Annotated in this window: 22 protein-coding genes; 9 read left to right on the forward strand and 13 right to left on the reverse strand. The window is 62.8% G+C overall.

Annotation, left to right across the window (positions count from 1 at the left end; all coding sequences use genetic code 11):
* Window positions 1–162: 162 nt before the first annotated feature.
* The 5 genes from AC01FP_RS11850 to AC01FP_RS11870 all read left to right on the forward strand — a co-directional run bounded on the left by AC01FP_RS11850 (window position 163) and on the right by AC01FP_RS11870 (window position 7,091).
* On the forward strand, window positions 163–864 hold the full coding sequence (locus AC01FP_RS11850; RefSeq protein WP_474480470.1) for an NnrU family protein: 702 nt from the start codon (window positions 163–165) through the stop codon (window positions 862–864).
* Window positions 865–965: 101 nt separating this feature from the next.
* Entirely contained in the window at window positions 966–2,984 is a 2,019-nt protein-coding gene (locus tag AC01FP_RS11855) for an NAD(P)H-quinone oxidoreductase subunit 5 (protein WP_474480438.1), read from the forward strand.
* 284 nt (window positions 2,985–3,268) lie between these two features.
* Window positions 3,269–4,849: an NAD(P)H-quinone oxidoreductase subunit 4 gene (locus AC01FP_RS11860; RefSeq protein WP_474480440.1), complete on the forward strand. Its 1,581-nt coding sequence runs from the start codon at window positions 3,269–3,271 to the stop codon at window positions 4,847–4,849.
* A gap of 146 nt (window positions 4,850–4,995) precedes the next feature.
* Complete coding sequence (locus AC01FP_RS11865) at window positions 4,996–5,886, forward strand: segregation/condensation protein A (protein ID WP_474480441.1); 891 nt, start codon at window positions 4,996–4,998, stop codon at window positions 5,884–5,886.
* A 23-nt stretch (window positions 5,887–5,909) separates the two neighbouring features.
* Window positions 5,910–7,091 (forward strand): sugar phosphate nucleotidyltransferase, encoded by a 1,182-nt coding sequence (locus AC01FP_RS11870; protein WP_474480443.1) that lies wholly within the window; start codon window positions 5,910–5,912, stop codon window positions 7,089–7,091.
* On the opposite strand, the gene AC01FP_RS11875 is transcribed toward AC01FP_RS11870, so the two are convergent.
* The gene (locus tag AC01FP_RS11875; RefSeq protein ID WP_474480445.1) at window positions 7,088–7,978 is read right to left on the reverse strand and encodes a methylenetetrahydrofolate reductase; all 891 of its coding nucleotides are present in this window, start codon (window positions 7,976–7,978) and stop codon (window positions 7,088–7,090) included. The genes AC01FP_RS11870 and AC01FP_RS11875 overlap by 4 nt on opposite strands.
* A gap of 74 nt (window positions 7,979–8,052) precedes the next feature.
* Here AC01FP_RS11875 and pedR point away from each other — a divergent pair, with 74 nt between their 5' ends.
* Window positions 8,053–8,337 carry a photosynthetic electron transport-dependent transcriptional regulator PedR gene (gene pedR / locus AC01FP_RS11880; RefSeq protein WP_474480446.1) on the forward strand — a complete coding sequence of 95 codons (285 nt, stop codon included), beginning with the start codon at window positions 8,053–8,055 and terminating at the stop codon, window positions 8,335–8,337.
* Here the strand turns inward: pedR and AC01FP_RS11885 are convergent.
* The 9 genes from AC01FP_RS11885 to AC01FP_RS11925 all read right to left on the reverse strand — a co-directional run bounded on the left by AC01FP_RS11885 (window position 8,330) and on the right by AC01FP_RS11925 (window position 16,032).
* Entirely contained in the window at window positions 8,330–8,899 is a 570-nt protein-coding gene (locus AC01FP_RS11885) for a CYTH domain-containing protein (RefSeq protein WP_474480447.1), read from the reverse strand. The two genes, pedR and AC01FP_RS11885, sit on opposite strands and share 8 nt — an antisense overlap.
* 30 nt (window positions 8,900–8,929) lie before the next feature.
* A complete protein-coding gene (locus AC01FP_RS11890) occupies window positions 8,930–9,865 on the reverse strand; it encodes an NAD(+) kinase (RefSeq protein WP_474480449.1) in 936 nt (311 codons plus the stop codon).
* A 14-nt stretch (window positions 9,866–9,879) separates the two neighbouring features.
* Window positions 9,880–10,209, reverse strand: a complete 330-nt coding sequence (nuoK, locus tag AC01FP_RS11895; protein WP_474480451.1) for an NADH-quinone oxidoreductase subunit NuoK — start codon at window positions 10,207–10,209, stop codon at window positions 9,880–9,882.
* A 69-nt stretch (window positions 10,210–10,278) separates the two neighbouring features.
* Window positions 10,279–10,881, reverse strand: a complete 603-nt coding sequence (locus AC01FP_RS11900; protein WP_474480453.1) for an NADH-quinone oxidoreductase subunit J — start codon at window positions 10,879–10,881, stop codon at window positions 10,279–10,281.
* A complete protein-coding gene (gene ndhI, locus AC01FP_RS11905) occupies window positions 10,878–11,474 on the reverse strand; it encodes an NAD(P)H-quinone oxidoreductase subunit I (protein ID WP_474480455.1) in 597 nt (198 codons plus the stop codon). The genes AC01FP_RS11900 and ndhI overlap by 4 nt, the downstream gene beginning before the upstream one ends.
* 84 nt (window positions 11,475–11,558) lie before the next feature.
* Window positions 11,559–12,689, reverse strand: coding sequence for an NADH-quinone oxidoreductase subunit NuoH (gene nuoH / locus AC01FP_RS11910; protein WP_474480457.1), 1,131 nt, complete (start codon window positions 12,687–12,689; stop codon window positions 11,559–11,561).
* A 24-nt stretch (window positions 12,690–12,713) separates the two neighbouring features.
* Complete coding sequence (locus tag AC01FP_RS11915) at window positions 12,714–13,883, reverse strand: citrate synthase (RefSeq protein WP_474480458.1); 1,170 nt, start codon at window positions 13,881–13,883, stop codon at window positions 12,714–12,716.
* Window positions 13,884–13,909: 26 nt separating this feature from the next.
* On the reverse strand, window positions 13,910–14,419 hold the full coding sequence (locus AC01FP_RS11920) for a SixA phosphatase family protein (RefSeq protein ID WP_474480460.1): 510 nt from the start codon (window positions 14,417–14,419) through the stop codon (window positions 13,910–13,912).
* 5 nt (window positions 14,420–14,424) lie between these two features.
* Complete coding sequence (locus AC01FP_RS11925; RefSeq protein ID WP_474480462.1) at window positions 14,425–16,032, reverse strand: DUF3352 domain-containing protein; 1,608 nt, start codon at window positions 16,030–16,032, stop codon at window positions 14,425–14,427.
* Between the two features lie 54 nt (window positions 16,033–16,086).
* Between AC01FP_RS11925 and AC01FP_RS11930 the strand changes: the two genes are divergently transcribed.
* The 3 genes from AC01FP_RS11930 to AC01FP_RS11940 all read left to right on the forward strand — a co-directional run bounded on the left by AC01FP_RS11930 (window position 16,087) and on the right by AC01FP_RS11940 (window position 17,771).
* Window positions 16,087–16,443, forward strand: a complete 357-nt coding sequence (locus AC01FP_RS11930) for a rhodanese-like domain-containing protein (protein ID WP_474480463.1) — start codon at window positions 16,087–16,089, stop codon at window positions 16,441–16,443.
* A gap of 126 nt (window positions 16,444–16,569) precedes the next feature.
* Window positions 16,570–17,478: an HrcA family transcriptional regulator gene (locus AC01FP_RS11935; protein ID WP_474480471.1), complete on the forward strand. Its 909-nt coding sequence runs from the start codon at window positions 16,570–16,572 to the stop codon at window positions 17,476–17,478.
* 125 nt (window positions 17,479–17,603) lie between these two features.
* Window positions 17,604–17,771: a hypothetical protein gene (locus AC01FP_RS11940; protein ID WP_474480465.1), complete on the forward strand. Its 168-nt coding sequence runs from the start codon at window positions 17,604–17,606 to the stop codon at window positions 17,769–17,771.
* Window positions 17,772–17,789: 18 nt separating this feature from the next.
* Here AC01FP_RS11940 and trpB read toward each other — a convergent pair whose 3' ends face one another.
* Genes trpB through AC01FP_RS11955 form a run of 3 tightly spaced genes read right to left on the reverse strand, consistent with a single transcriptional unit; the run spans window position 17,790 to window position 20,959 of the window.
* A complete protein-coding gene (gene trpB / locus AC01FP_RS11945; protein ID WP_474480467.1) occupies window positions 17,790–19,058 on the reverse strand; it encodes a tryptophan synthase subunit beta in 1,269 nt (422 codons plus the stop codon).
* Window positions 19,059–19,112: 54 nt separating this feature from the next.
* A complete protein-coding gene (locus tag AC01FP_RS11950; protein ID WP_474480468.1) occupies window positions 19,113–19,817 on the reverse strand; it encodes a DUF4276 family protein in 705 nt (234 codons plus the stop codon).
* Window positions 19,817–20,959 carry an AAA family ATPase gene (locus AC01FP_RS11955; RefSeq protein WP_474480469.1) on the reverse strand — a complete coding sequence of 381 codons (1,143 nt, stop codon included), beginning with the start codon at window positions 20,957–20,959 and terminating at the stop codon, window positions 19,817–19,819. Before AC01FP_RS11955 ends, AC01FP_RS11950 begins: the two co-directional genes overlap by 1 nt.
* Between the last annotated feature and the right edge of the window lie 293 nt (window positions 20,960–21,252).

Consider the following 21,252-nt stretch of genomic DNA (forward strand, 5'->3'; position numbering starts at 1 on the left):
TCGACGCATTAGTCATGTCCTCAAGCCCCCGGATGTACTGATCAGAGGGGTGACAACTTTCCTGAAACTGGGGGGGGGGAAGCCTGGCAGCGAGAATCAATAGCTTCACAACTCCCCATCCGGCCCGTGCCCCCCAGCTCTTCGCACCACAGCAGCTGGGTGATGCTCGCCCTGTTGCTGGTTTTCGCCGTGGTTCATAGCGGCGGAGCCTCGCTGCGGGTGTGGGGCGCCGCAAAAATCGGCGAGCGGGCCTGGCGGCTGCTGTTTGCCGCGGTGAGCATCCCCTCAGCCGTGGTGGTGATCGGCTATTTCCTGGCCCATCGCTACGACGGGGTGCGCCTCTGGAATCTCCAAGACCAGCCCTGGATCGTGCCGGTGGTGTGGGCCGGCACCGCCATCAGCTTTCTATTTCTTTATCCAGCCACCTACAACCTGCTGGAAATTCCAGCGGTGCTCAAGCCCCAGGTACGGCTTTATGCCACCGGAATTATCCGCATCAGCCGCCATCCCCAGGCGGTGGGCCAGATCCTCTGGTGCGCCACCCACCTGCTCTGGATCGGCAGCAGCTTCATGGTGGCTACCTGCGCTGGCCTTATCGCCCACCATCTCTTTGCCGTCTGGAACGGCGACCGGCGCCTGGCCAAGCGCTTTGGTAGCGCCTTTGAGGAGCTGCGGGCCAGCACCTCGATCCTTCCCTTTCGGGCGATTTTGGCTGGTCGACAGCAGCTGGTGCCCAGTGAATTTCTACGGCCAGCCCAGCTAGGCATTGCCATTGCCGTAGGGGTGTTTTGGTGGGCCCATCGCTTCATCGGCCTCGGCTCTACCAGCTTCGCGCGTACGGGCCTGGCCCACCTACTGGGCTGAATATCGCCAGAAGCGGAACTACGCGCGCATGGGCGAGCGCGCACAGGCCTGGATATGCACCTGTTTAGCTGCCTACACTTGCGCCAACCAGCCTGCAGCGCATGCCGTCAGCCGCCGAACTCGCCTGGTTGATTCCGGTGTTGCCCCTGTTCGGGGCTTGTATTACCGGCCTGGGGCTGATCAGCTTCAACCTCACCGTCAACAGGCTGCGCAAACCCGTGGCCTGGTTTCTGATCAGCTGCGTGGGAGCGGCTGCAGTGCTGAGCTACGCCGTATTGGCCCAGCAACTGGCGGGGGCCGGCCCCACCGAAGTGCTGTTCAACTGGGCCAGCGCTGGCACTTTCAACCTGCAGATGGGTTTCCGGGTGGATGCCCTCGGCGCCGTGATGCTGGCCCTGGTGACCACCATCGCCGTGCTGGTGATGGTTTATTCCGATGGCTACATGGCCCACGACAAGGGCTATGTGCGCTTTTTCACCTATCTGGCCCTGTTCAGCAGCTCAATGCTGGGCCTGGTGATCAGCCCCAACCTGCTGGAAATATATGTGTTCTGGGAGCTGGTGGGCATGTGCTCCTACCTACTTGTGGGCTTCTGGTACGACCGCGATGGCGCCGCCAATGCTGCCCAGAAAGCCTTTGTGGTGAACCGGGTGGGCGACTTTGGCCTGCTGCTGGGCATTCTGGGGCTGTTCTGGGCCACCGGCAGCTTCGGCTTCGAGGAGATCGGCAGCCGACTGCAAGAAGCCGTAGCCGGGGGCAGTCTCCCCAATGCGGCAGCGATCCTGCTTTGCCTGCTGGTTTTCATGGGACCGATGGCCAAATCAGCCCAGTTCCCCCTGCACGTCTGGCTGCCGGATGCCATGGAGGGTCCTACCCCCATTTCCGCCCTTATCCATGCAGCCACCATGGTGGCTGCCGGTGTATTCCTAGTGGCCCGGTTACAACCCGTTTACGAACCCTTCCCGGCGGTGCAGGCCACGATCGCCGTGGTGGGAACCATCACCCTGGTACTGGGGGCCTCAATTGCCCTCACCCAGATGGATCTCAAGAAGGGTCTGGCATACAGCACCGTTTCCCAGCTGGGTTACATGATGCTGGCCATGGGCTGCGGCGCTCCTGTGGCCGGCATGTTCCACCTCGTCACCCACGCCTTCTTCAAGGCGATGTTGTTCCTGGGCTCGGGCTCGGTGATCCACGCCATGGAAGAGGTGGTGGGCCACGAACCGGTGCTTGCCCAAGACATGCGCTTAATGGGCGGGCTGCGCAAACACATGCCAATCACTAGCACCACCTTCCTGATCGGCTGTGTCGCCATCGCTGGCATTCCTCCACTGGCTGGCTTCTGGAGCAAGGACGAGATCCTCGGCGTGGCGTTTGGTTCATTCCCCGTGCTCTGGGTGGCTGGCTTCATCACCGCCGGCATGACCGCCTTCTACATGTTCCGCCTCTACTTCCTCACCTTCGAGGGAGAGTTTCGCGGCAATGATCAGGCCATGCGTGCCCAGCTACTGGCTGCAGCCTGCAAATCCGTTGATGACCAGGGCGACAACCACGGCGACGACCATGGCCACGCCAGCCATCCACACGAATCCGGCTGGCAGATGGCCATGCCCCTGGCCGTGCTGGCCGTGCCCTCTGTGCTGGTGGGCCTGCTGGGCACCCCCTGGAACAGCCGCTTTGGCAACCTGCTCGACCCCAAGGAGGCGGCCGAGGTGGCCGAACACTTCAGTTGGAGTGAATTCCTGCCCCTGGCTGGAGCCTCAGTGGGCATCTCGATCGCCGGCATAACTCTGGCCGTGCTGGCCTACGCCCTGCACAAAATCGATCTGGGCAAGGCAGTGGCCGCCCGTTTCCCTGCACTCAACGCTTTCCTCGCCAATAAGTGGTACTTAGATGCGATCAACGACAAGTTGTTCGTGCAGGGCAGCCGCAAACTGGCCCGCCAAGTGCTGGAGGTGGATTCCAAGGTTGTCGACGGAGTTGTCAACCTCACCGGCCTGGTGACCCTGGGCAGTGGCGAGGGGCTCAAATACTTCGAAACCGGCCGGGCCCAGTTCTATGCCCTGATCGTGTTCGGCGGCGTCATCGCCCTAGTTGTTCTGTTCGGCTCGCTGGGCTGAGCGGTTCGGCCGTTACGCCCGCTACGCGGGCAACACGGCCTCGGCCGCTCAGTCCAGCAAGCCTCACCCCGCGCTGGCATGCCCTGCCGCACCAGCGCCTACACCGCCCCACCACAGCGCCTGCGCCCTGCCCTTGGCTGATCCCCAGGCGTAAGCGCGTAGCGCGTGCCTGGGGATCAGCCAAGGGCAGGGCGTGAGCCACAACTCTGTGTGACATCCCCCATCAGCAGAGTGCCGGGCCCAACTGAATTTCTACACTCCGATTAAACGGTGAGGTCTGGTTCGTGCCCTTCCCCTGGTTGAGCGCGTCGATCCTGTTCCCGATCGCCGCGGCCCTGGTAATTCCTTTCATTCCCGATGCCGGCGACGGCAAGCGGATTCGCTGGTATGCCCTTGGCATCACCCTGATCACCTTCTTGATCACCGTGGGGGCATACCTCAATGGCTATGACCCGGCGGTCGAAGGTCTGCAGCTGGTGGAGCGGGTGCAGTGGCTCCCCAGCCTGGGGTTGGCCTGGTCGGTGGGGGCAGACGGCATCTCGATGCCCCTGATCCTGCTCACCAGCTTCATCACCTCCCTGGCGGCTCTGGCGGCCTGGCCGGTGACCTTCAAGCCCAAGCTCTTTTATTTCCTGCTGCTGGCCATGGATGGCGGCCAGATCGCCGTGTTCGCCGTGCAGGACATGCTGCTGTTCTTCCTGGCCTGGGAGCTGGAGCTGCTGCCGGTGTATCTGCTGCTGGCCATCTGGGGCGGCAAAAAGCGTCAGTACGCCGCCACCAAATTCATCCTCTACACAGCCGGTAGCTCCCTGTTCATTTTGGTGGTGGGCCTGGCGATGGCCTTCTACGGCGGTGGCGCCCCCAGCTTTGAATACACGGACCTGATGGCCAAGGACTTCTCAACGAAGTTCCAGCTATTCGCCTACGCAGGCCTGCTGATCGCCTTTGGGGTGAAGCTGCCGATCGTGCCCCTGCACACCTGGCTGCCCGATGCCCACGGCGAGGCCACGGCTCCGGTGCACATGCTGCTGGCCGGCATCTTGCTGAAGATGGGCGGCTACGCCCTGCTGCGCTTCAACGTGCAGCTGCTGCCAGAGGGGCATGCCCAATTTGCGCCGCTGCTGGTGGTGTTGGGGGTGGTGAACATCATCTACGCCGCCCTCACCTCGTTTGCCCAGCGCAACCTCAAGCGCAAGATCGCCTACAGCTCGATCAGCCACATGGGCTTCGTGCTGATCGGCATCGGCAGCTTCAGTGCCCTGGGCACCAGCGGCGCCATGCTGCAAATGATCAGCCACGGCCTGATCGGCGCCAGCCTGTTCTTCCTGGTGGGCGCCACCTACGACCGCACCCACACCCTGCAGCTCGACGACATGGGCGGGGTTGGCCAGAAGATGCGCAAGATGTTTGCCCTGTGGACCATCTGCTCCCTGGCCTCCCTTGCCCTACCAGGCATGAGCGGCTTCGTGTCTGAGCTGATGGTGTTCACGGGCTTCGTGACCAGCGAGGCCTATTCACTCAGCTTCCGCATCGTGATGGCGGCTCTAGCGGCAGTGGGCGTGATCCTCACCCCGGTGTACCTGCTTTCGATGCTGCGGGAGATCTTCTTCGGCAAGGAAAACGTCGAACTGGCCTCCCACACCCACCTGGTGGATGCGGAGCCGCGCGAGATCTACGTGATCAGCTGCCTTCTGGTGCCGATCGTGGGCATCGGCCTCTATCCCCGGGTGATGACCGACACCTACCGGGCCTCGATCGAAGCTCTGGTGCAAAGGGAGACCACCGCCCTGGCCAAGGTGATTCAGCCGCCGCCGGGCGATCTGATTCGCCAACCGCTGCTTTCGGCGCCAGCCCTGCCGGTCTGATCCGCCGCCGCAGCCCCCCCAACGTTGCAGCAGAAACCGTGTCGGTGGGCTGGCCCCACCACTGGTGCTTTGGCAGGGGTGCTGGTGCGGCACGGCCAACACCGGTAGCGTGCGGCTGACCCATAACCGGAGGCCGCGGAGCACGATTGGCTGAAGGAGGCGCGAGACTTGCCATACGTCTGCTCCAAGACGCGGCGGAGCGTGGCGATCTCGATCCCTGGGACGTAGACGTGATTGCAGTAGTGGACGGTTTCCTAGACCAGCTGCGCCAACGCATACAGGTGCCCCGTTTGGTGGCGTCAAGCGCACCGAGCCGGGGCGGCAGCTACGAGCAGGATTTGGCCGAAACCAGTGAGGCCTTTCTGGCGGCCTCGGTGTTGGTAAGCCTCAAAGCCGAGGTGCTGGAAGCTGCCACCTTTCCGCCGGAGCCGCTCGACCAAGACGACATCGGCTTTGATTTCGATGCCGATGGCCAGGGCTGGCTGGTAGATCCCGCCCTGGCGCTACCGCGGCGGCCAGAACGGCACCTCTGGCGCCGGCCAGTAGCGCCGCCGCCCCTGCAGCGGCCAGTGACCCTGGGGGAATTGATCCGCCAGCTGGAAGACATCGCCGAACGGCTCGATGCGGACGAGGGACGCATTCGGCCACGCCACCGCCCCAAGCGCTACAGCGAACGAGCAGCGATCGAACAAGTGGCGGCCCTGGCCCACCGCGAAAAGTTGCCCGAAACCACCGCTGCGCTCAGCCGGTTTCTACTCAGCTGGGAGCCCGCCCACAGCTGGGCATGTTTCAACGAGCTTGTGCATGATTGGGATGCCAACGTGGCAGCTAAGGGCGCAGACGCCGAGCTCGACCGCGATCGGGTAGGAGTGTTCTGGGCACTCCTCTTTCTCTGCCACCAGGGCAAAGTGGAACTAGACCAGCAGGGTGGGCTGTTTGGCCCTCTGCAACTGCGACGCCTAATTAGCTCTGGAGAAACCCATCAGCTGCCTTTAGTGCCACCCCTTGGAGCGGCGCACCAGGAGCTGGCGGCTTAAGCGATCCGTCTAAGCTGGCCACCATGAAGGCGATGATCCTGGCTGCTGGCAAGGGAACACGGGTGCGGCCCATTACGCACACGATTCCCAAGCCGATGATTCCCATCTTGCAGAAACCCGTGATGGAGTTTCTGCTAGAGCTGCTGCGAGAGCACGGTTTCACCGAAATCATGGTGAACGTCTCCCACCTAGCTGAGGAGATCGAAAACTACTTCCGCGATGGCCAGCGTTTCGGCGTTGAAATCGCCTACAGCTTCGAAGGCCGCATCGAAGATGGTGAGCTGATCGGCGACGCCCTGGGATCGGCTGGAGGCCTGAAGAAGATCCAAAATTTCCAGCGCTTCTTCGACGACACCTTTGTAGTGCTTTGTGGTGACGCCCTGATCGATCTTGATCTGACCGAGGCGGTGCGCCGCCACAAAGCCAAGGGCGCCATGGCCAGCCTGATCACCATGCGGGTGCCCAAGGATCAGGTAAGTAGTTATGGCGTGGTCGTCACCGACGAGGACGGCCGAGTGCGCTCCTTCCAAGAAAAGCCGGCGGTTGATGAGGCCGCCAGCAATATGATTAATACTGGCATTTATATCTTCGAGCCCGAAGTGCTCGATTTTGTGCCGAGTGACCAGCCCTTCGATATCGGCTCCGACCTCTTCCCCAAGCTCGTGGAAGCCGGTGCAGAATTTTACGCTCTGCCTATGGAATTTGAATGGGTTGATATCGGCAAGGTGCCGGATTATTGGCAGGCGATTCGGAGCGTGCTGCAGGGTCAGTTGCGACAAGTGCAAATCCCTGGCAAGGAAGTGAGGCCAGGTATATTTACCGGCCTCAACGTTGCCGCCGACTGGGATCAGATCAATATCACTGGCCCCATTTATGTGGGTGGAATGAGTCGCATTGAAAATGGCGCCACGATCATTGGCCCGGCGATGATTGGGCCAAACTGCCATATTTGTGAAGGGGCTACGATTGACAATTCGATCATCTTTGACTACTCCCGCATCGGACCAGGAGTTCGCCTAGTTGAGAAGCTGGTATTTGGCCGCTACTGCGTGGACCGCAATGGCGACCACCTCGATCTTCAAGAAGCTGCCCTCGACTGGCTGATCAACGACGTGCGTCGTCAAGATGTGGTTTCGCCATCGCCGCAGCAAAAGGCGATGGCCGAATTGCTTGGCTCAGACCTGGCCCTAAGCAACGGCAACTAGCCCGGCGCCAGGGGGGCTAGTCCGGCCTGATTGAGGATCGCCGGGATTCGCTCCTCCGCCTTGATCGCCATCAAATGCACCCCCTGGGCGATCTTGAGATAGACAGCCACCTGTTCCGCAGCTATAGCCACCCCCTCGGCAGCCGGATCTGCCGCGGCAGCCAGGCGGTCGATCACGGCCTGAGGAATGTTGGCGCCCGGCACCATCCGGTTGATGAAGGCAGCGTTGCGGGCCGACTTGAGCAGAAACACGCCCGCCAGCACGGGCAGATCAAGTGGTGCGGCGAGCTCACCGACAAAGCGCTTGAGTGCTTCGCTATCCATCACCATCTGGGTTTGCACGAAGCGGGCACCTGCCTGCTTCTTACGGGTGAGCCGGCTCTTGAGACCACTCCAACTAGCTGACTGAGGATCGGCGGCTGCACCAGCAAATAGGTCGGTGGGTCCATCGGGCAGCTCACCTTGCACCGGATCCTGGCCCCCATTGAACTGCTGCACCTGCTGCAGCAACCGCACCGCCTCCAGCTCATTCACCGGACGAGCGCCGGGCTGGTCGCCTGCTCGCACAGGATCGCCGGTGAGGCAGAGCAGGTTGCGCACCCCCAGGGCATGGGCACCGAGCAATTCGGCCTGAAGGGCAATGCGGTTACGGTCGCGGCAAGCAAGCTGCAGAACCGGCTCAATCCCGGCATCGAGCAGCAGGCGGCAAAGGGCCAGACTGCTCATCCGCATCACAGCCCGGCTGCCATCGGTAACGTTAACGGCGTGGACCCAGCCCCGAAGGGCCCTAGCCGCCGACAAGGAGCGCGAGGGGTCTCCACCCCTGGGCGGCATCACCTCTGCGGTGAGAGCTGGCTGCCCGCTGGCCAAGGCCCGTTGAAGCAACAAACGAATCTTGCTAATTCAAGCCATCATGAACCAGCACCCTGCTTAGAGTGCGGTTAAGCCTGAGGATTGGGTCCATGGATACCGATCACGCCACGGGAAGCTCCCTGCACCAGGTGCGCCATGAGCTGTCGGAGCGGGAAATTGAAATCATCGAGCTAGTGGCAAAGGGCCTCACCAATCAAGAGATCGCCAAATCTTTGACCATCAGCAAACGCACCGTAGACAACCACGTAAGCAACATCTTCACCAAGACCGGCGCCAAGAACCGGGTAGCCCTGCTGAATTGGGCCATGGACAACGGCAAGATCTGCCGCGACGGCTTCAACTGCTGCTCGATCGAGCCCGGTAAACTCAATTAACTTCAGACTGAAATAAAGCCAAGCGCTCCGCTTCTGGCCAGATGGCTAGGGGCCGGCGGGCTAGGGCCGCGTTACTCAGCTCATGGCGCCCAGTTAGTTCACGCCCGCACCAGGGCGGTGGCTCGAGAGCCAGACCCTGCTCCAAGCTCTGCTGCTCCAGCTCCACCTCAGCCAGCACCAGCGGAGCATTCGCTCCCTCAAAGACATCGAGCACCCACTCCCCACCGGGAAAATCGAGGCCGTAGCGAACTTTGCTGAGCCACTGGGGCGCTAGTGCTAGCAGGGCGACAGCATCCGCCTCGGGAATAGCGTATTCGAATTCTTGGCGCACCAACCCCTCCGGCAGGTGGCCCAGGGCCTCAAGGCCTTGCTCGGCGCGGGCCTTGATGGTGAGCCAGGCACCGGCAACGGCCTCGTCGCCGGTGGCAAGGCGTACCCGCACGGTGAAGCCATCATCGGTATTCGCCACTAGGTAGCCCTGCTGCAGCTGCACCTGCCAGCGGATATGGCGGCGCCAGGCCAGCCCCTGAACCAGAAAGCGGCGTTCGATTTCCAGAGCCATGGGTCGATTGCGTGCGGGGGCAGCTGGGGTTCAGTTGTGGGAGGGCTCGATGGCGGTGAGGCTGCCAGCCCAGTGAAGTTTGTGGGTAAGGGTGCGGTAATACGACGGACTTTGCTCCAGCAACACCTGCAGGGCCGGGTGGGGGCTGCGCTGCACTACGGCCCGATCGCCTGGCTCCAACACGGTGGCGTGGGCGCCATCTTTCCAGAGCTTCACCCGGCGGCTGGTTTCGCCCAGGGGCCACACCGAAAGCTGAGCTCTTGGCGGCACCACCACCGCCCGGCTTGAGAGGCTCATCGGACAGATCGGATTAACCACGATCGCTTCGATGCCCGGGTGCAGGATCGGCCCACCGGCGGCCATGGCATAGCCCGTGGAGCCAGTGGGAGTAGCGATGATCAAGCCATCTCCACGGTATTGATCCACCACCTCACCATCAATCTCAAGTTCCAGCAAGCAGGTGGGTGACACCTCATCGAGGCAGGGACGGAAATAGAAGTCATTTAGGGCCAGATGGGCGATTTCTGAGCCATCTACGCCGTCGCCCCGGTCGATATGGGCCTGAAGCATCATCCGACGCTCCAAGGCAAAGCGATCTTGGCGCAGGCGATCCCAAAGACTTTCCTCCTCGCTCTTGAGGGCGTCGGCGCTAAGCCGCAGCAGGCGACGATCGTGGGTGAGAAAGCCGAGGTGGCCGCCCACGTTGAAACTGAGGATCGGCACATCGAGGGAAGCCAGATGGCGGGCCGCACCGAGCACAGTGCCATCGCCTCCCAACACCAGGGCTAGATCGGGGAGCTCGGCTTCGGTGGCCAGTAAGCCGGGAAAGGGATTACGGGCTAGGCCACTGGAGGCCAACACCACATGAACCCCCTGGGCCGTCAGATCTTCGGCGCAGCGCTTGGCCTGGCGATGAGCCGCCTGGCTGCCAGATCTTGAAATCAGCCAAACCCTCTCAAGCCGCATCGCTAAAGGACCGGCTACCAGCGCAGCAGGTTGAAGCGCTCCATATCGACCGTTTCGCGGTTGCGGTAAAGGGAGAGCAGGATCGCCAGACCAACGGCCGCCTCAGCCGCGGCCACCGTGATCACGAAGATGGCAAACACCTGGCCGCGGATCAGCTGGCCATCGAGATAGCTGGAGAAAGCCATCAGGTTGATGTTGACGGCATTAAGCATCAGCTCAATGCTCATCAACACCCGCACCGCATTGCGGCTGTTAATCAATCCCCAGACTCCTGTGCAAAACAACACAGCCGCCAGAGCCAAGTAGGCCTGCAGAGGAATGGTGCTGGGGATGGTGATCTCCATAACGGTGGCAAGGATGCTGCAGGGGGGCTGAACAGGTGGAAGGAAGGCCCTTCAGGCCAGGAAAGACCGCTAGCGAGGGGAGTTTTCTAGCAAGAGGGGGGTGCGCTCCTTCTCAATCAAGCCTTGGTCGACGGCTTCACCGGTGATCACATCGCTGCTGAGCACATCGCGTCGGGCCAGCACGATGGCGCCGATCATCGACATCAGCAGCAGCACCGAGGCCAGCTCAAAGGGCAGGAGGTAGTCACTGAATAGGTGCTCGCCAATGCGGATCGTGGCCTCCTCGCCAACAGGCTCGGGGCCAGGCAGGGCCCAAGGAGTGGTGAAAGCCACCCGGATCAACAGCAAAAACAAGCCACCGCAGACAGCACCAGAAAGCAGACGCCGTAGACCAAGCCCCGGGATAGCCGCCAGGTTTTCCTTCTTATTAACGAGCATGATCGCGAACAGGATCAGCACATTGACAGCGCCCACGTAAACGAGCACCTGGGCCGCTGCTACGAAACTGGCATTAAGCAGCAGGTAGAGGCCCGCCACCGACAGAAATACGCCACACAGCAGAAAAGCCGAATAAACAATGTTGGGAAGCAGCACCACCCCTAGGGATCCCAGCACCAAGGTGGCTGAGAGAGCCACAAAGCAGATCAGCTGGGTAATGGAGGCGATAGTCATGATGCGTCTCCGCTAGGCAGGGATTCGAGCACCTGCTCGGGCAGTTTGCCAACACGCGGGGCCGTATCCAGCACATCGTGAGGATCGAGCACTCCCTTAGGCAGGTAGACCAACTCGCGCAGAGGAACTACCGCCGGATCGCTGGTCACACTGGTGGGCAGGCGGCCAAGGGCAATGTTGTCGAAGTTGAGGCTATGGCGATCAAAAGTCGCCAACTCGTATTCCTCGGTCATCGACAGACAGTTGGTGGGGCAATACTCGACACAGTTTCCACAGAAAATGCACACCCCAAAATCAATCGAGTAGTTGCGCAGCTCCTTTTTCTTGGTGGCCTTGTTCATCACCCAATCCACCACTGGCAGATTGATCGGACACACCCGCACGCAGACTTCGCAAGCGATGCACTTGTCGAACTCATAGTGGATGCGGCCTCGGTAGCGCTCCGATGGGATCAGCTTCTCGTAGGGGTACTGAACGGTGATCGGCCGGCGCCGCAAATGATCAAAGGTCACAGCCAAACCCTGGGTCAGGTAGTTGGCCGCACCCACCGCATCGCGGGTGTAATCACCGACTTTTTTGAGGAACCCGAACATGGAGATAGCTCTGGGAGGGAGGGGCGGTCGGAATGGGCTCAGCCCATGATGGCTGGTCTGAGGAAATCTGGTGTTGAGGCGCGGTCAGCCGCCGAACACAGCCGGGAAGGCCAACTTGAGAGCCGCTGTGATCAGCAGGTTGACCAGGGCAATCGGCAGCAAAAACTTCCAGCCCAGATCGAGCAGCTGGTCGATGCGCACCCGGGGAGTAGTCCAGCGCAGCAGGATTGCCAGAAACACCAGCAGGTAGGCCTTGAGCACCGTCATGACGATGCCTACAGAACCGGTAATCAGCTGCACCAAGGGAGCATCGATCGGCTGGTGCAGCCAGCTGGCTAGCCACTCCACGGGGATGGGGAAACCCCAGCCGCCTAGGTAAAGCACCGACACCAGCAGGGCCGACAGCACCAGGTTGATGTAGCTACCCAGATAAAACAGGGCAAACTTCATGCCTGAATACTCGGTTTGGTAGCCAGCCACCAACTCCTCCTCAGCCTCTGGCAGGTCGAAGGGCAGGCGCTCACATTCGGCCAGGGCGCAGATCCAGAAGATCACGAAGCCCACCGGCTGTCGCCAGATATTCCAGCTGAGAATGCCAGCGCCGTTCTGCTGGTTGACGATGTCAACGGTGCTGAGGGAGTTGCTCATCATCACGACCGCCAGCACAGCCAGGGCTAGGGGGATCTCGTAGCTGATCGACTGGGCCGCCGCCCGCAGACCGCCCAGCAGCGAATACTTGTTGTTGGAGGCGTAGCCGCTCATCAGCAGGCCGATTGGCTGGATGCTGCTCAGGGAGATCCAGAGAAAGATGCCGATGCCAACGTTGCTGATCAGCAAGTGCTGACCGAAGGGCACCACCAACCAGCTGAGAATCACCGGAATCAGCACCAGCACTGGGCCGAGGGTGAACAGCAGGCCATCAGCCCGGGCCGGAATAATGTCTTCCTTGAACACCAGCTTGAGGCCATCGGCCATCGGCTGCAGCACCCCTAAAGCGCCGGCGTATTCAGGGCCAATGCGCTGCTGCACCGCTGCTGAGATCTTGCGCTCCAGCCAAACGTTGACCAGCACGCCCACCACGGCCGCCACCAGCACCAGCACCATGGGCAGGGGCAGCCACAACAGGTGGGCGGCGGCAGGACTCAGGCCAATGCCCTGAAGGGCCTGCTCGAAACTGGCCTCTAGATCCAGGCCCGGAGCCGTGGTGGTCAGCATGGCGGCAGCTCAGATGGGGGCAACTTAGCGGGCCCCCACGGGCTGCCAGTCACGGGCGGGCTGACCGGTATAAATCTGGGAGGGTCGGTAGATGCGATTAGCCCCCAGCTGCTCCTTCCAGTGGGCCAGCCAGCCGGCGGTGCGGGCGATAGCAAAAATCGGCGTGAAGAGGTCTTCAGGGATGCCGAGCTTGCGATACACCAGGCCGGAATAGAAGTCGACGTTGGGGAAAATTCCCTTAGGCCCCAGGCGCTCTGCCGCCACCTCCTCCAGCTTGCGGGCTAGGTCATACATCGGATCGTGACCGAACTGGTCGAAGAGCTGCTCCGCCAGGCGCTGCAGGATCACAGCCCGGGGGTCCTTGACCTTGTATTCCCGGTGGCCAAAACCCATGATTTTTTGCTTGCCGGCAATCGCCCGATCCAGCCAGGGCGCTACCTGGTCTGGGCTGCCGATCTGGCCGAGCATCTCCAGCACATCTTCATTGGCGCCGCCGTGCAGGGGGCCCGCCAGGGTGCCAACCGCTGATGCCACCACGGCATAGGGGTCGGTGAGGGTGCTGGCCGTCACCCGGGCGCTGAAGGTGCTGGCGTTGAGGCTGTGCTCGGCGTGCAGGATCAGACAAGCGTCAAAGATGCGGGCCGCCAGCGGATCGGGCTCCCGCTCCGTCAGCATGTAGAGAAAATTGGCGCCGTAGGCCAGGTCGTCGCGGGGCTGGATCGGATCTTGACCCTTCCTGATCAGCTGGAAGGCAGCCACCATCGTGGGGATTTTGGCGATCAGCCGCACCACCGCCGAAACGATGTATTCGGGATTGTCGAGGGCTCGACGGGAATAAAACAGGCCCAAGGAGGCGGCGCTGCTCTGCAGCGCATCCATCGGATGTCCCCCGGAGGGGAAGCACTTCATCATGTCTCGAATGCGGAAGCTGACCCGGCGGTGCATCTGCACCTCCTGCTCAAACTCCTGCAGCTGCTCAGCGGTGGGTAGCTCGCCCCAGATCAGCAGGTAGGCCGTCTCCAGAAAGGAGCTGCTGGATGCCAGCTGGTCTACGGGGTAGCCGCGATAGGTGAGTACCCCCCGCTGGCCATCGATGTCGCAGATCGACGACTGGGTAGCCGGCACTCCTTCCAAACCCGGCCGAAATGGGGCTGGGGTCGCCGCTCCTGTTTCCACCAAGCTTCTCCACCGCACTCAATAAGGCGAACTTACGGCTGCCGCTAGCCATCCCGCCGTAGCCGCAGCAACCGTGGGCCAATTAGGGCCTCCAAGCTGGCGCCAGTTGGGCCCAGGCGCAGCAGCACGATGCCGGCCTTGCGCACTGAAATTGCGCCCGCAGGAACCCCCAGCAGGCTCGAAACCAGCTCGCCCAGGTCTGGCTCATGGCCCACCAGGCCAAGGCGCCGCCAAGGGCCCGCCTGCAGCAGCGGCCGCGGCTCACCGCCCGGCGCCAGACGATCCTCCAACTCCAGCGCCGGCGCCAGACCAGCCGCCACACCAATTTCAGCGGTCTGCAGCGCCCGCCGCAGGGGGCTGCTCAGCAGGCGATCACAGTGGAGCTGCAAGCGGCACAACTCCGCCGCCACCGCCTCAGTGCGCTGACGGCCTTCAGCCGTAAGGGCCCGCTCCTGATCAGGGCGATCAGGGTGGCGACCTTCGGCGATGCCATGGCGCCAGAGCAGCAGTTCACGCTCAGCCGGTTTGCGCTCAATTGGTTCAGGTTTTGCCATAGCCGTCACCCGAACTCAAGGCGTGCCTTGAGGTGCAGGCTGGCCTCAGGCTGCGCTTCCCAGCCCAAGCTCAAGTTCTGCACGGCCGGGGCCAGGGGCTGGCCGGCCAGGGCCGACAACAGCTGCCAGGTGCTCCAGCGCTGCAGCAAGGGCTTTGCCCGGCCCGCCGCCATAGCCCACTGCAGGGGAGCCTGGGGTAGATCGAGGCCGGCGAGCTGCTCCAGCCGCATCCGGGGCGGCTTGCGGGAGTCACGCTGCTCCTGCAGCACCGCCAGGGTCTGGCCCCACCAGGCCAGGCGGCCCTTGCTGGAGCGGGCGCCCTCCAGGCTGGCCTGAAGCTGGTTGGCATCGCCGCGGGCGAATCGGCGTCCAGCCTGGCCAGCCTCCAGCCTGGTCCAGACCCGCAGATTGGGATCCCCTTCCACCGGCAGCGGCGCGGCGATCAATCCCTCTGCGGCCAGCACCCCAGCGAGGGCCTCCGGCTGCGGTTGGTCGGCGCCAGTGCCGAGCAGCCAGCCCTCACTTGCCTCACTGCGCAGCAGGGGGCCATCGGCGGCGGCAGCCACCAGGGACGGGAAAGATCCCGGCTCGGCCTGCAGCACTGCCGCCAGCAGGGGCTGCCAGTAGGCCGGCCAAGCGGCGGGGCGCTGGATCAGGACCAAGCTCTCTGAGGGCCCCTGCAGGGCAGCTAATAAAGCTGCTCCTGTGGGGTCAATTTCCCCAGTGGCATCAGCCGAGGGAGCCGGCACTGCGGCATCTGCAGCGAACTGCAGCAGGGCATCCAGCTCCAAGGAGCGGTTGTGGGGGCGCAGGCTGGCCACCAGCTCCTGCACCACCCCAGGCGCCGTGAACTCACCCGGCAAGCCCAACCAGGGCCCCAGGGTTTCTGGCCGGGCTGTGAGCAGCAGCGCCCCCTGGTCAAGGCGCTGCACCGCCTGCTTAAAGCGGGGGCTGGCCGCCTGGTTGAGCTCATCAATCTGGGAGACATCGAGGGCCTGCTCCAGCACCCCCCGGCCCGACGCGATCAACACCAGGTCGTCGTCGATCAGCGCCGTAGCGATCGGCACCGGGCTTGTGCCCACCAGGGCACCACGGCCACTGATCAAGCCCATACCGCGGTAGCTGCTGATCTGCAGGTCGGTGCCCGCCAGACTGCGGGTCTGCCAGAAGCGCTGCAGGAAGCGGCGGGCGCCGTCAGCGTCGCGGCTGCGCAGGGCCAGCAACCAGCCATCGGGCGCCGCCCCGGGCTCGGAGGCCAGTAGGGCAAAGCCAAGTTCAGACCCCAACCAGGGGGCCAGCTCACCGGGATAGTCGAGGCCGGCGGCGGCGAAAGCGCCATCCCTAAGGCCGGCTACCGCCTCAGCCGCCTGGCGCCGCTGGCGGGGGGGAGCCACCGCCCGGGCGTAGCCCACCGGCTGCTCGCCATCGCTGAGCAAATAGAGGCTCAGGGCGGCTTGGCGGGGCACAAAGCGGGCCGCCCGGGGCGACACCAGCTGCTGATGCTGCAGCTGCAGGGGGGAGCGCTGCAGCACCAGCCACCAGCCACCCGCCGCCAGGCTCAGCAACAGCAATGCCACCGCCAGCACGACCGCCAAAAACGGGCGGGCCTTCATGCGCCCCACGCAGGATGGGTCCATCTTGACCCCAAGCCACCCCGTCTGCCCGCCATGGCACCTATCGAGACGACACCGCAGCCAATCAGGGCCCGCGACCTGCAAGAGCGGCTGGAGCGGGGCGAGGCGATCCAGCTGGTGGACGTGCGCGAAGACGCCGAACTGGAAATGGCCCGCCTGCCCCATGCCGTGGTGCATCTGCCCCTAGGCCGATCTAACGAGTGGATTGGCCAGCTCAACCAGCTGCTCGACCGCGACCGCCCCGTAGCCGTGCTGTGCCACGCCGGCATACGCAGCTGGCAGCTGGGCTGCTGGCTGATGCAGGAACACGGCTTTGCTGCCGTCTGGAACCTGCAAGGGGGCATCGATGCCTGGAGTGTGGAGGTGGATCCGGCCGTACCCCGCTACTGACACCCGCTGGGCTGCGTACGATCCCTTTACTCCTGCGGCGCCCGCTTGCAGTCAGCCTCCCCCAGGCCCTTGCCCGCCCGGCAGCAGGAAGTACTGCAACTCGCCGTGCGCCACTACGTCGACACGATGGAGCCGGTGGGCAGCCAGACCCTGGTGCGCCGTTTTGGCCTGCAGGCCAGCCCGGCGACGGTGCGTTCAGCCATGGGGGCCCTGGAGCAGCGTGGCCTGCTCACCCAGCCCCACCCCTCCGCTGGCCGAATCCCCAGCCAGCAGGGCTACCGTACCTACGTTGATCAGTTGCTGCCCGCGCCAGGCGCGGCCGCCCTGCAGCTGGAGCGCGAACTCACCGGACTCAGCCTGCAGTGGGCAGCCCTCGACGATCTGCTGCTACATCTGAGCCGGCGCTTGGCAGACCTCACAGGCCTGCTCAGCCTAATCACCAGGCCCCAACGGCAGCAGTCCCAGCTGCAGGCCCTACGACTAGTTGCCAGTGGTGAACGCCTGCTGGTGTTTCTGGTGGAGGGGGGCGCCAGTGCCAGCAGCCTCAACTTGCGGCTGCCCTGCCTTGCATTAGCGGAACTGGCGTCCCTGGAGCGCTGGGTCGCAGCCCAGCTGGAGGGCGGCAGCATCGACTGGGCCGCCCTGCCCTCCCACCTGACCAGCAGCGGCGCCGTGCTGCGCCAAGCCCTGACTAGCCATGGTCAGTCGCGGCAACTAGAAGGCGAGGGCGCTGTAGCCATGGGCCTCGCTGGCCTGCTTGCCCAGCCCGAATTCAGCCAGACCCTCAGCCTGCGTCCCTTAGTGGAGCTAGTGGAGGATGCGCCCCAACAACTCCTACCCCAGCCGGGCATTTGGATCGGCGCCGAGCATCCCCACCGGGCCCTGCACCAGTGCGCCGTGGTGCAGGCCAACTACCGCAGCGGCGACGGCGGCGTGGGCCAGGTGGCCCTGGTGGGGCCAATGCGCATGGCCTACGCCACGGCCCGAGCCGCCGTGGGCTCGGTGGCCCAGGCACTGGAGAGGCTTTTGCGCTAACTGAGCTCTTGGCAATCAATTGGGGCTCCGATTATTTCCACAGTCAAAGCCGGTAAAACGAATTCAAACTTCAGGCCAAAATTATTGATTGGGAAGCTCAATTATCTGATCCAGCCTGCATCGAGGTGCTGGCCGCCTTGATAAATCTGGAGCAACGGGAACTGACTATGAAAACCGCCGTGCTGGTGGCTGCCCCATCAAGACACCAGCAGGGGCTCGAGGAGCACCCCAACCCGTTGCAGGTGCTGGGTTCGCTTTTCGGCAATCGTTTCGACTTCCCGGTATTGGACTGAAGCCAGAGCCGGCTGGGATCAGCCGCCCATCTTGTCGCCGAGCTTCTCGGCCACGGTGTTCACGTCCTTGTCGCCGCGACCTGAGAGGTTGAGCACCAGCTCGGTGCCGGGGGCCAGGGTGGGGCAGAGCTTCTCCAGCCAGGCAAAGGCGTGGGCAGTTTCCAGGGCCGGGATGATGCCCTCCAGGCGACACAGAAGCTGCAGGGCGTCCAGCGCCTCGGTGTCGGTGACGGCGCCGTATTCGGCCCGGCCGATGGTTTTGAGGTAGCTGTGCTCGGGGCCCACGCCGGGGTAATCGAGGCCGGCGCTGATCGAATGGGCCTCCTGCACCTGGCCCTCCTCGTCCTGCAGCAGCAGGCTCATGGCGCCATGCAGCACGCCAACGCGGCCCTCGGTGATCGTGGCGGCATGGCGGCCGGTGGCGACGCCATCGCCGGCGGCCTCCACACCGATCAACCGCACGGAGGTGTCCTGCACGAAGGGATGGAAGAGGCCCATGGCATTGGAGCCACCGCCCACGCAGGCCACCAGCACATCCGGATTGCGGCCAAAGGCCTCGTGGCACTGGCGCTTGGTTTCCTCACCGATCACGGCGTGGAAGTCGCGCACCAGCATCGGGTAGGGATGGGGCCCGGCCACCGAGCCGAGAATGTAGTGGGTGCTCTCCACGTTGGTGACCCAGTCGCGGATCGCTTCGCTGGTGGCGTCCTTAAGGGTGGCGGTGCCGGCGGTGACGGGCTGCACCGTGGCTCCCAGTAGCCGCATGCGGAACACGTTGAGAGCCTGGCGGCGCATGTCCTCGGCGCCCATGTACACCACGCACTCGAGGCCGAAGCGGGCACAGACGGTGGCGGTGGCCACGCCGTGCTGACCGGCACCGGTTTCGGCAATGATCCGCTTTTTGCCCATGCGCAGGGCCAGCAGCGCCTGGCCGAGGGCGTTGTTGATCTTGTGGGCACCGGTGTGATTTAGGTCTTCGCGCTTCAGCCAGATGCGCGGGCCGCCCTCGGACCGGCGGTAGTGCTCCGTGAGCCGCTCGGCTTCATAGAGGGGATTGGGCCGCCCCACATAGGTGCGCAGCAGGTGGTTGAGCCGATCGGTAAAAGCAGGATCCTTCCAGGCCTCAGCCGCGGCCTGCTCCAACTCCGCCAGCGCGGGAATCAGGGTTTCAGGCACATACTGGCCGCCGAACTGGCCGTAGCGACCCAGGCTGTTGGGGCGGGCTGCCAGCTCCAGGGCTGCAGGGTCGGGGCTGGTGCCCTGTAGAGGGGGAACGGTGGTGGTCACCAGCGGCGGGGCGCAATGGAGCCAGCCTAGGGATTCGGGGCGGCAATCCTTGCGTTACTCAAACACCCCGCACAACTCCAGACTGGTGAGCCAGGCGTCAAATCGTGGGCATTGCGATCTCACGCTGGGCAGACCAACGAGCTCAATGGAATCCGGCCCATCCTCCGATTTGCGATAACCAGGAATCCTTCCAAGCAACCGCTTGCTCGGTGCCGTCGTTGGAGAGTCGTTGATCTCCTCTGGTGCCATTCCAGCAATGTCAGACCGCAGTCTGACCAAGCCAGAGAGCTGATCAGCAGCATCAAAGAGATCCGTAAGGCAATCCTGTGCCGCAAGCACAAGCGCCTCGAATTCATGACGCTGGATGTAGGGAGTAAACCTCCAGTCAGCGATGTCATCTTTGAGGGCCTGCTCCAGTCGGTCACATCGCGCAGCGGTGTCCTGATCACCAGGCTGAGACTCCCAGCCAGGAAAGTCATCGGGCAAGCCGTAAAGATCACAGAGCGTTGTGAGCTGGAAGTCAGAGCTTCGTGTGCTGGCGAGGCAGGTCCTGATGTCACGCTTCCAATCGGCATAGCGGTTACCACCGCGAGAGCCAGGGCCACTCCGGCCACGATCAGCAGCCTTGGCCTTGCCAACAATCGTGGCCGTTGCCGCAATGCCTGATCTCAGAAGATGAGAGCGAAGAACGCGGTTCACAAAATTGCTTTCCGTCTGCCCCTCAACCACAACAATCAGGCGCTTGGGCGCTGGATTCATCAGGGCCTGCCTCCGATCACTCCTTTGGCAAAAATCTCCCGGAGGCTGTAGTCAGCCAGCCAGTCCTGCAGAGATTCAGTGGTGAGCCGGTTGAGCTGGGTCTCACCATTGACCCGCTCAACCACCACCACCTCATCGGCGGTGAAGTGATCGAGCAGCTCAGTGGACTGGGTGGAGAGGATGACTTGCGTATGTCGAGAAATCGAACGGCAGAGCTCAGCGATCAACCCAATGGCGGCAGGGTGCAGACCGAGTTCGGGTTCATCGATGCTGATCAGCCGCGGCAGGCGATCGGTGGGTTGCGACAACACCGTGATCAATGCCAGGGCCCGCAGGGTGCCATCGGAGAGTTGGTGGCAACCGAAACGTTGATCGCGGTCATCGATCCAATCCAAGCGAACATTGCCATTCACAGCTACCGGATCCAACTCCTTGATGGCTGGTGCGATGTGGCGGCAGTAGCGATTGATGCGCTGCCAGGCCTTGCGGTCGGCGTCCTGATCGCTCTCCATGAGGCGAAGGAGATAGGCGGCGAGGTTTGACCCGTCAGAGCGGGGATAGCGATCATCTTCCCGACGGGCGTGGGTGCGCAGCTTGGATTGAGCCGAGGTGTCGTGAAAGTGGTAGAAGGTCATCCGACTCAGCCACCGATTCACGGCCGCTACGGTCTGGACTTCAGGACTTGCCTCCAGAAGCTTGGATTCACGGTGGCCACCGCCAAGGGTGCTGATGACCCAGGAGCCATCGGGGTGCAAGCAGGCAGCATTTTCAGTCTGGAAATACAGGCTGTCATCAGAAGCGAAGGCCAGCCGAGCGTCGTAGCGATAGCTGGATCCTTGATCGCGGATCAGAACTCCAATCTCAATCGCTTCTGTTGTTTTGGGTCCGTAATGCAACAGGGCGGCACCAAAACCATGATCCGCCACATAGCTCTGCAGAGAGCGCGTGCGTAGCAGCGGGATCAGCCGCAGGGCCTGAAGCAGATTCGACTTACCGGCACCATTTGGGCCGATCAGCAAGGTGAGGTTGCCGGGCTCCAGAACATCATCCTTCAGTGAGCAGAAGCCGGCAATGTGGATCTGCTGAAAACCGTCGCCTCCCAGATTCTGCGCTGCCGGTGAATCCTCAGGCAACGTTTGCATGGCTTTGCTCCTGCCCTGTGGGCAGTCTGCCGCCCAACGCTTGTGCCAGCAGGTGATTTAGCAAGTTTCTCAAGCCAGCCAGGCCGGGGCCAGGACCAAAAAACACCATCCACACCGAATCCACGTTGGCATCGTGCCATGAATACAGCATGTGAACATTAACGCTTTGGAGCATGACAATAGATCAGGAAACAGACCAAGAAACATTGGCTGCAGGCGTACGCGCGATATCAAGAACCAAAGGATTGGGATCAATATCCACCAGGTTGATCCTCAACTGGAGCAACACGTTG

The organism is Cyanobium sp. NIVA-CYA 375 (assembly GCF_056108345.1).

Bases quoted from the DNA above. Each gene is read 5' to 3' on its own strand.
- AC01FP_RS11870 (WP_474480443.1), top strand. From the start codon at position 5,910: ATGAAGGCGATGATCCTGGCTGCTGGCAAGGGAACACGGGTGCGGCCC.
- ndhI (WP_474480455.1), bottom strand. From the start codon at position 11,474: ATGTTCGGGTTCCTCAAAAAAGTCGGTGATTACACCCGCGATGCGGTG.
- AC01FP_RS11930 (WP_474480463.1), top strand. From the start codon at position 16,087: ATGGCACCTATCGAGACGACACCGCAGCCAATCAGGGCCCGCGACCTG.
- AC01FP_RS11925 (WP_474480462.1), bottom strand. From the start codon at position 16,032: ATGAAGGCCCGCCCGTTTTTGGCGGTCGTGCTGGCGGTGGCATTGCTG.
- AC01FP_RS11920 (WP_474480460.1), bottom strand. From the start codon at position 14,419: ATGGCAAAACCTGAACCAATTGAGCGCAAACCGGCTGAGCGTGAACTG.
- AC01FP_RS11890 (WP_474480449.1), bottom strand. From the start codon at position 9,865: ATGCGGCTTGAGAGGGTTTGGCTGATTTCAAGATCTGGCAGCCAGGCG.
- AC01FP_RS11855 (WP_474480438.1), top strand. From the start codon at position 966: ATGCCGTCAGCCGCCGAACTCGCCTGGTTGATTCCGGTGTTGCCCCTG.
- AC01FP_RS11955 (WP_474480469.1), bottom strand. From the start codon at position 20,959: ATGCAAACGTTGCCTGAGGATTCACCGGCAGCGCAGAATCTGGGAGGC.
- AC01FP_RS11935 (WP_474480471.1), top strand. From the start codon at position 16,570: ATGGAGCCGGTGGGCAGCCAGACCCTGGTGCGCCGTTTTGGCCTGCAG.
- AC01FP_RS11885 (WP_474480447.1), bottom strand. From the start codon at position 8,899: ATGGCTCTGGAAATCGAACGCCGCTTTCTGGTTCAGGGGCTGGCCTGG.
- AC01FP_RS11950 (WP_474480468.1), bottom strand. From the start codon at position 19,817: ATGAATCCAGCGCCCAAGCGCCTGATTGTTGTGGTTGAGGGGCAGACG.
- nuoH (WP_474480457.1), bottom strand. From the start codon at position 12,689: ATGCTGACCACCACGGCTCCGGGCCTGGATCTAGAGGCCAGTTTCGAG.
- AC01FP_RS11850 (WP_474480470.1), top strand. From the start codon at position 163: ATGCTCGCCCTGTTGCTGGTTTTCGCCGTGGTTCATAGCGGCGGAGCC.
- pedR (WP_474480446.1), top strand. From the start codon at position 8,053: ATGGATACCGATCACGCCACGGGAAGCTCCCTGCACCAGGTGCGCCAT.
- nuoK (WP_474480451.1), bottom strand. From the start codon at position 10,209: ATGGAGATCACCATCCCCAGCACCATTCCTCTGCAGGCCTACTTGGCT.
- AC01FP_RS11900 (WP_474480453.1), bottom strand. From the start codon at position 10,881: ATGACTATCGCCTCCATTACCCAGCTGATCTGCTTTGTGGCTCTCTCA.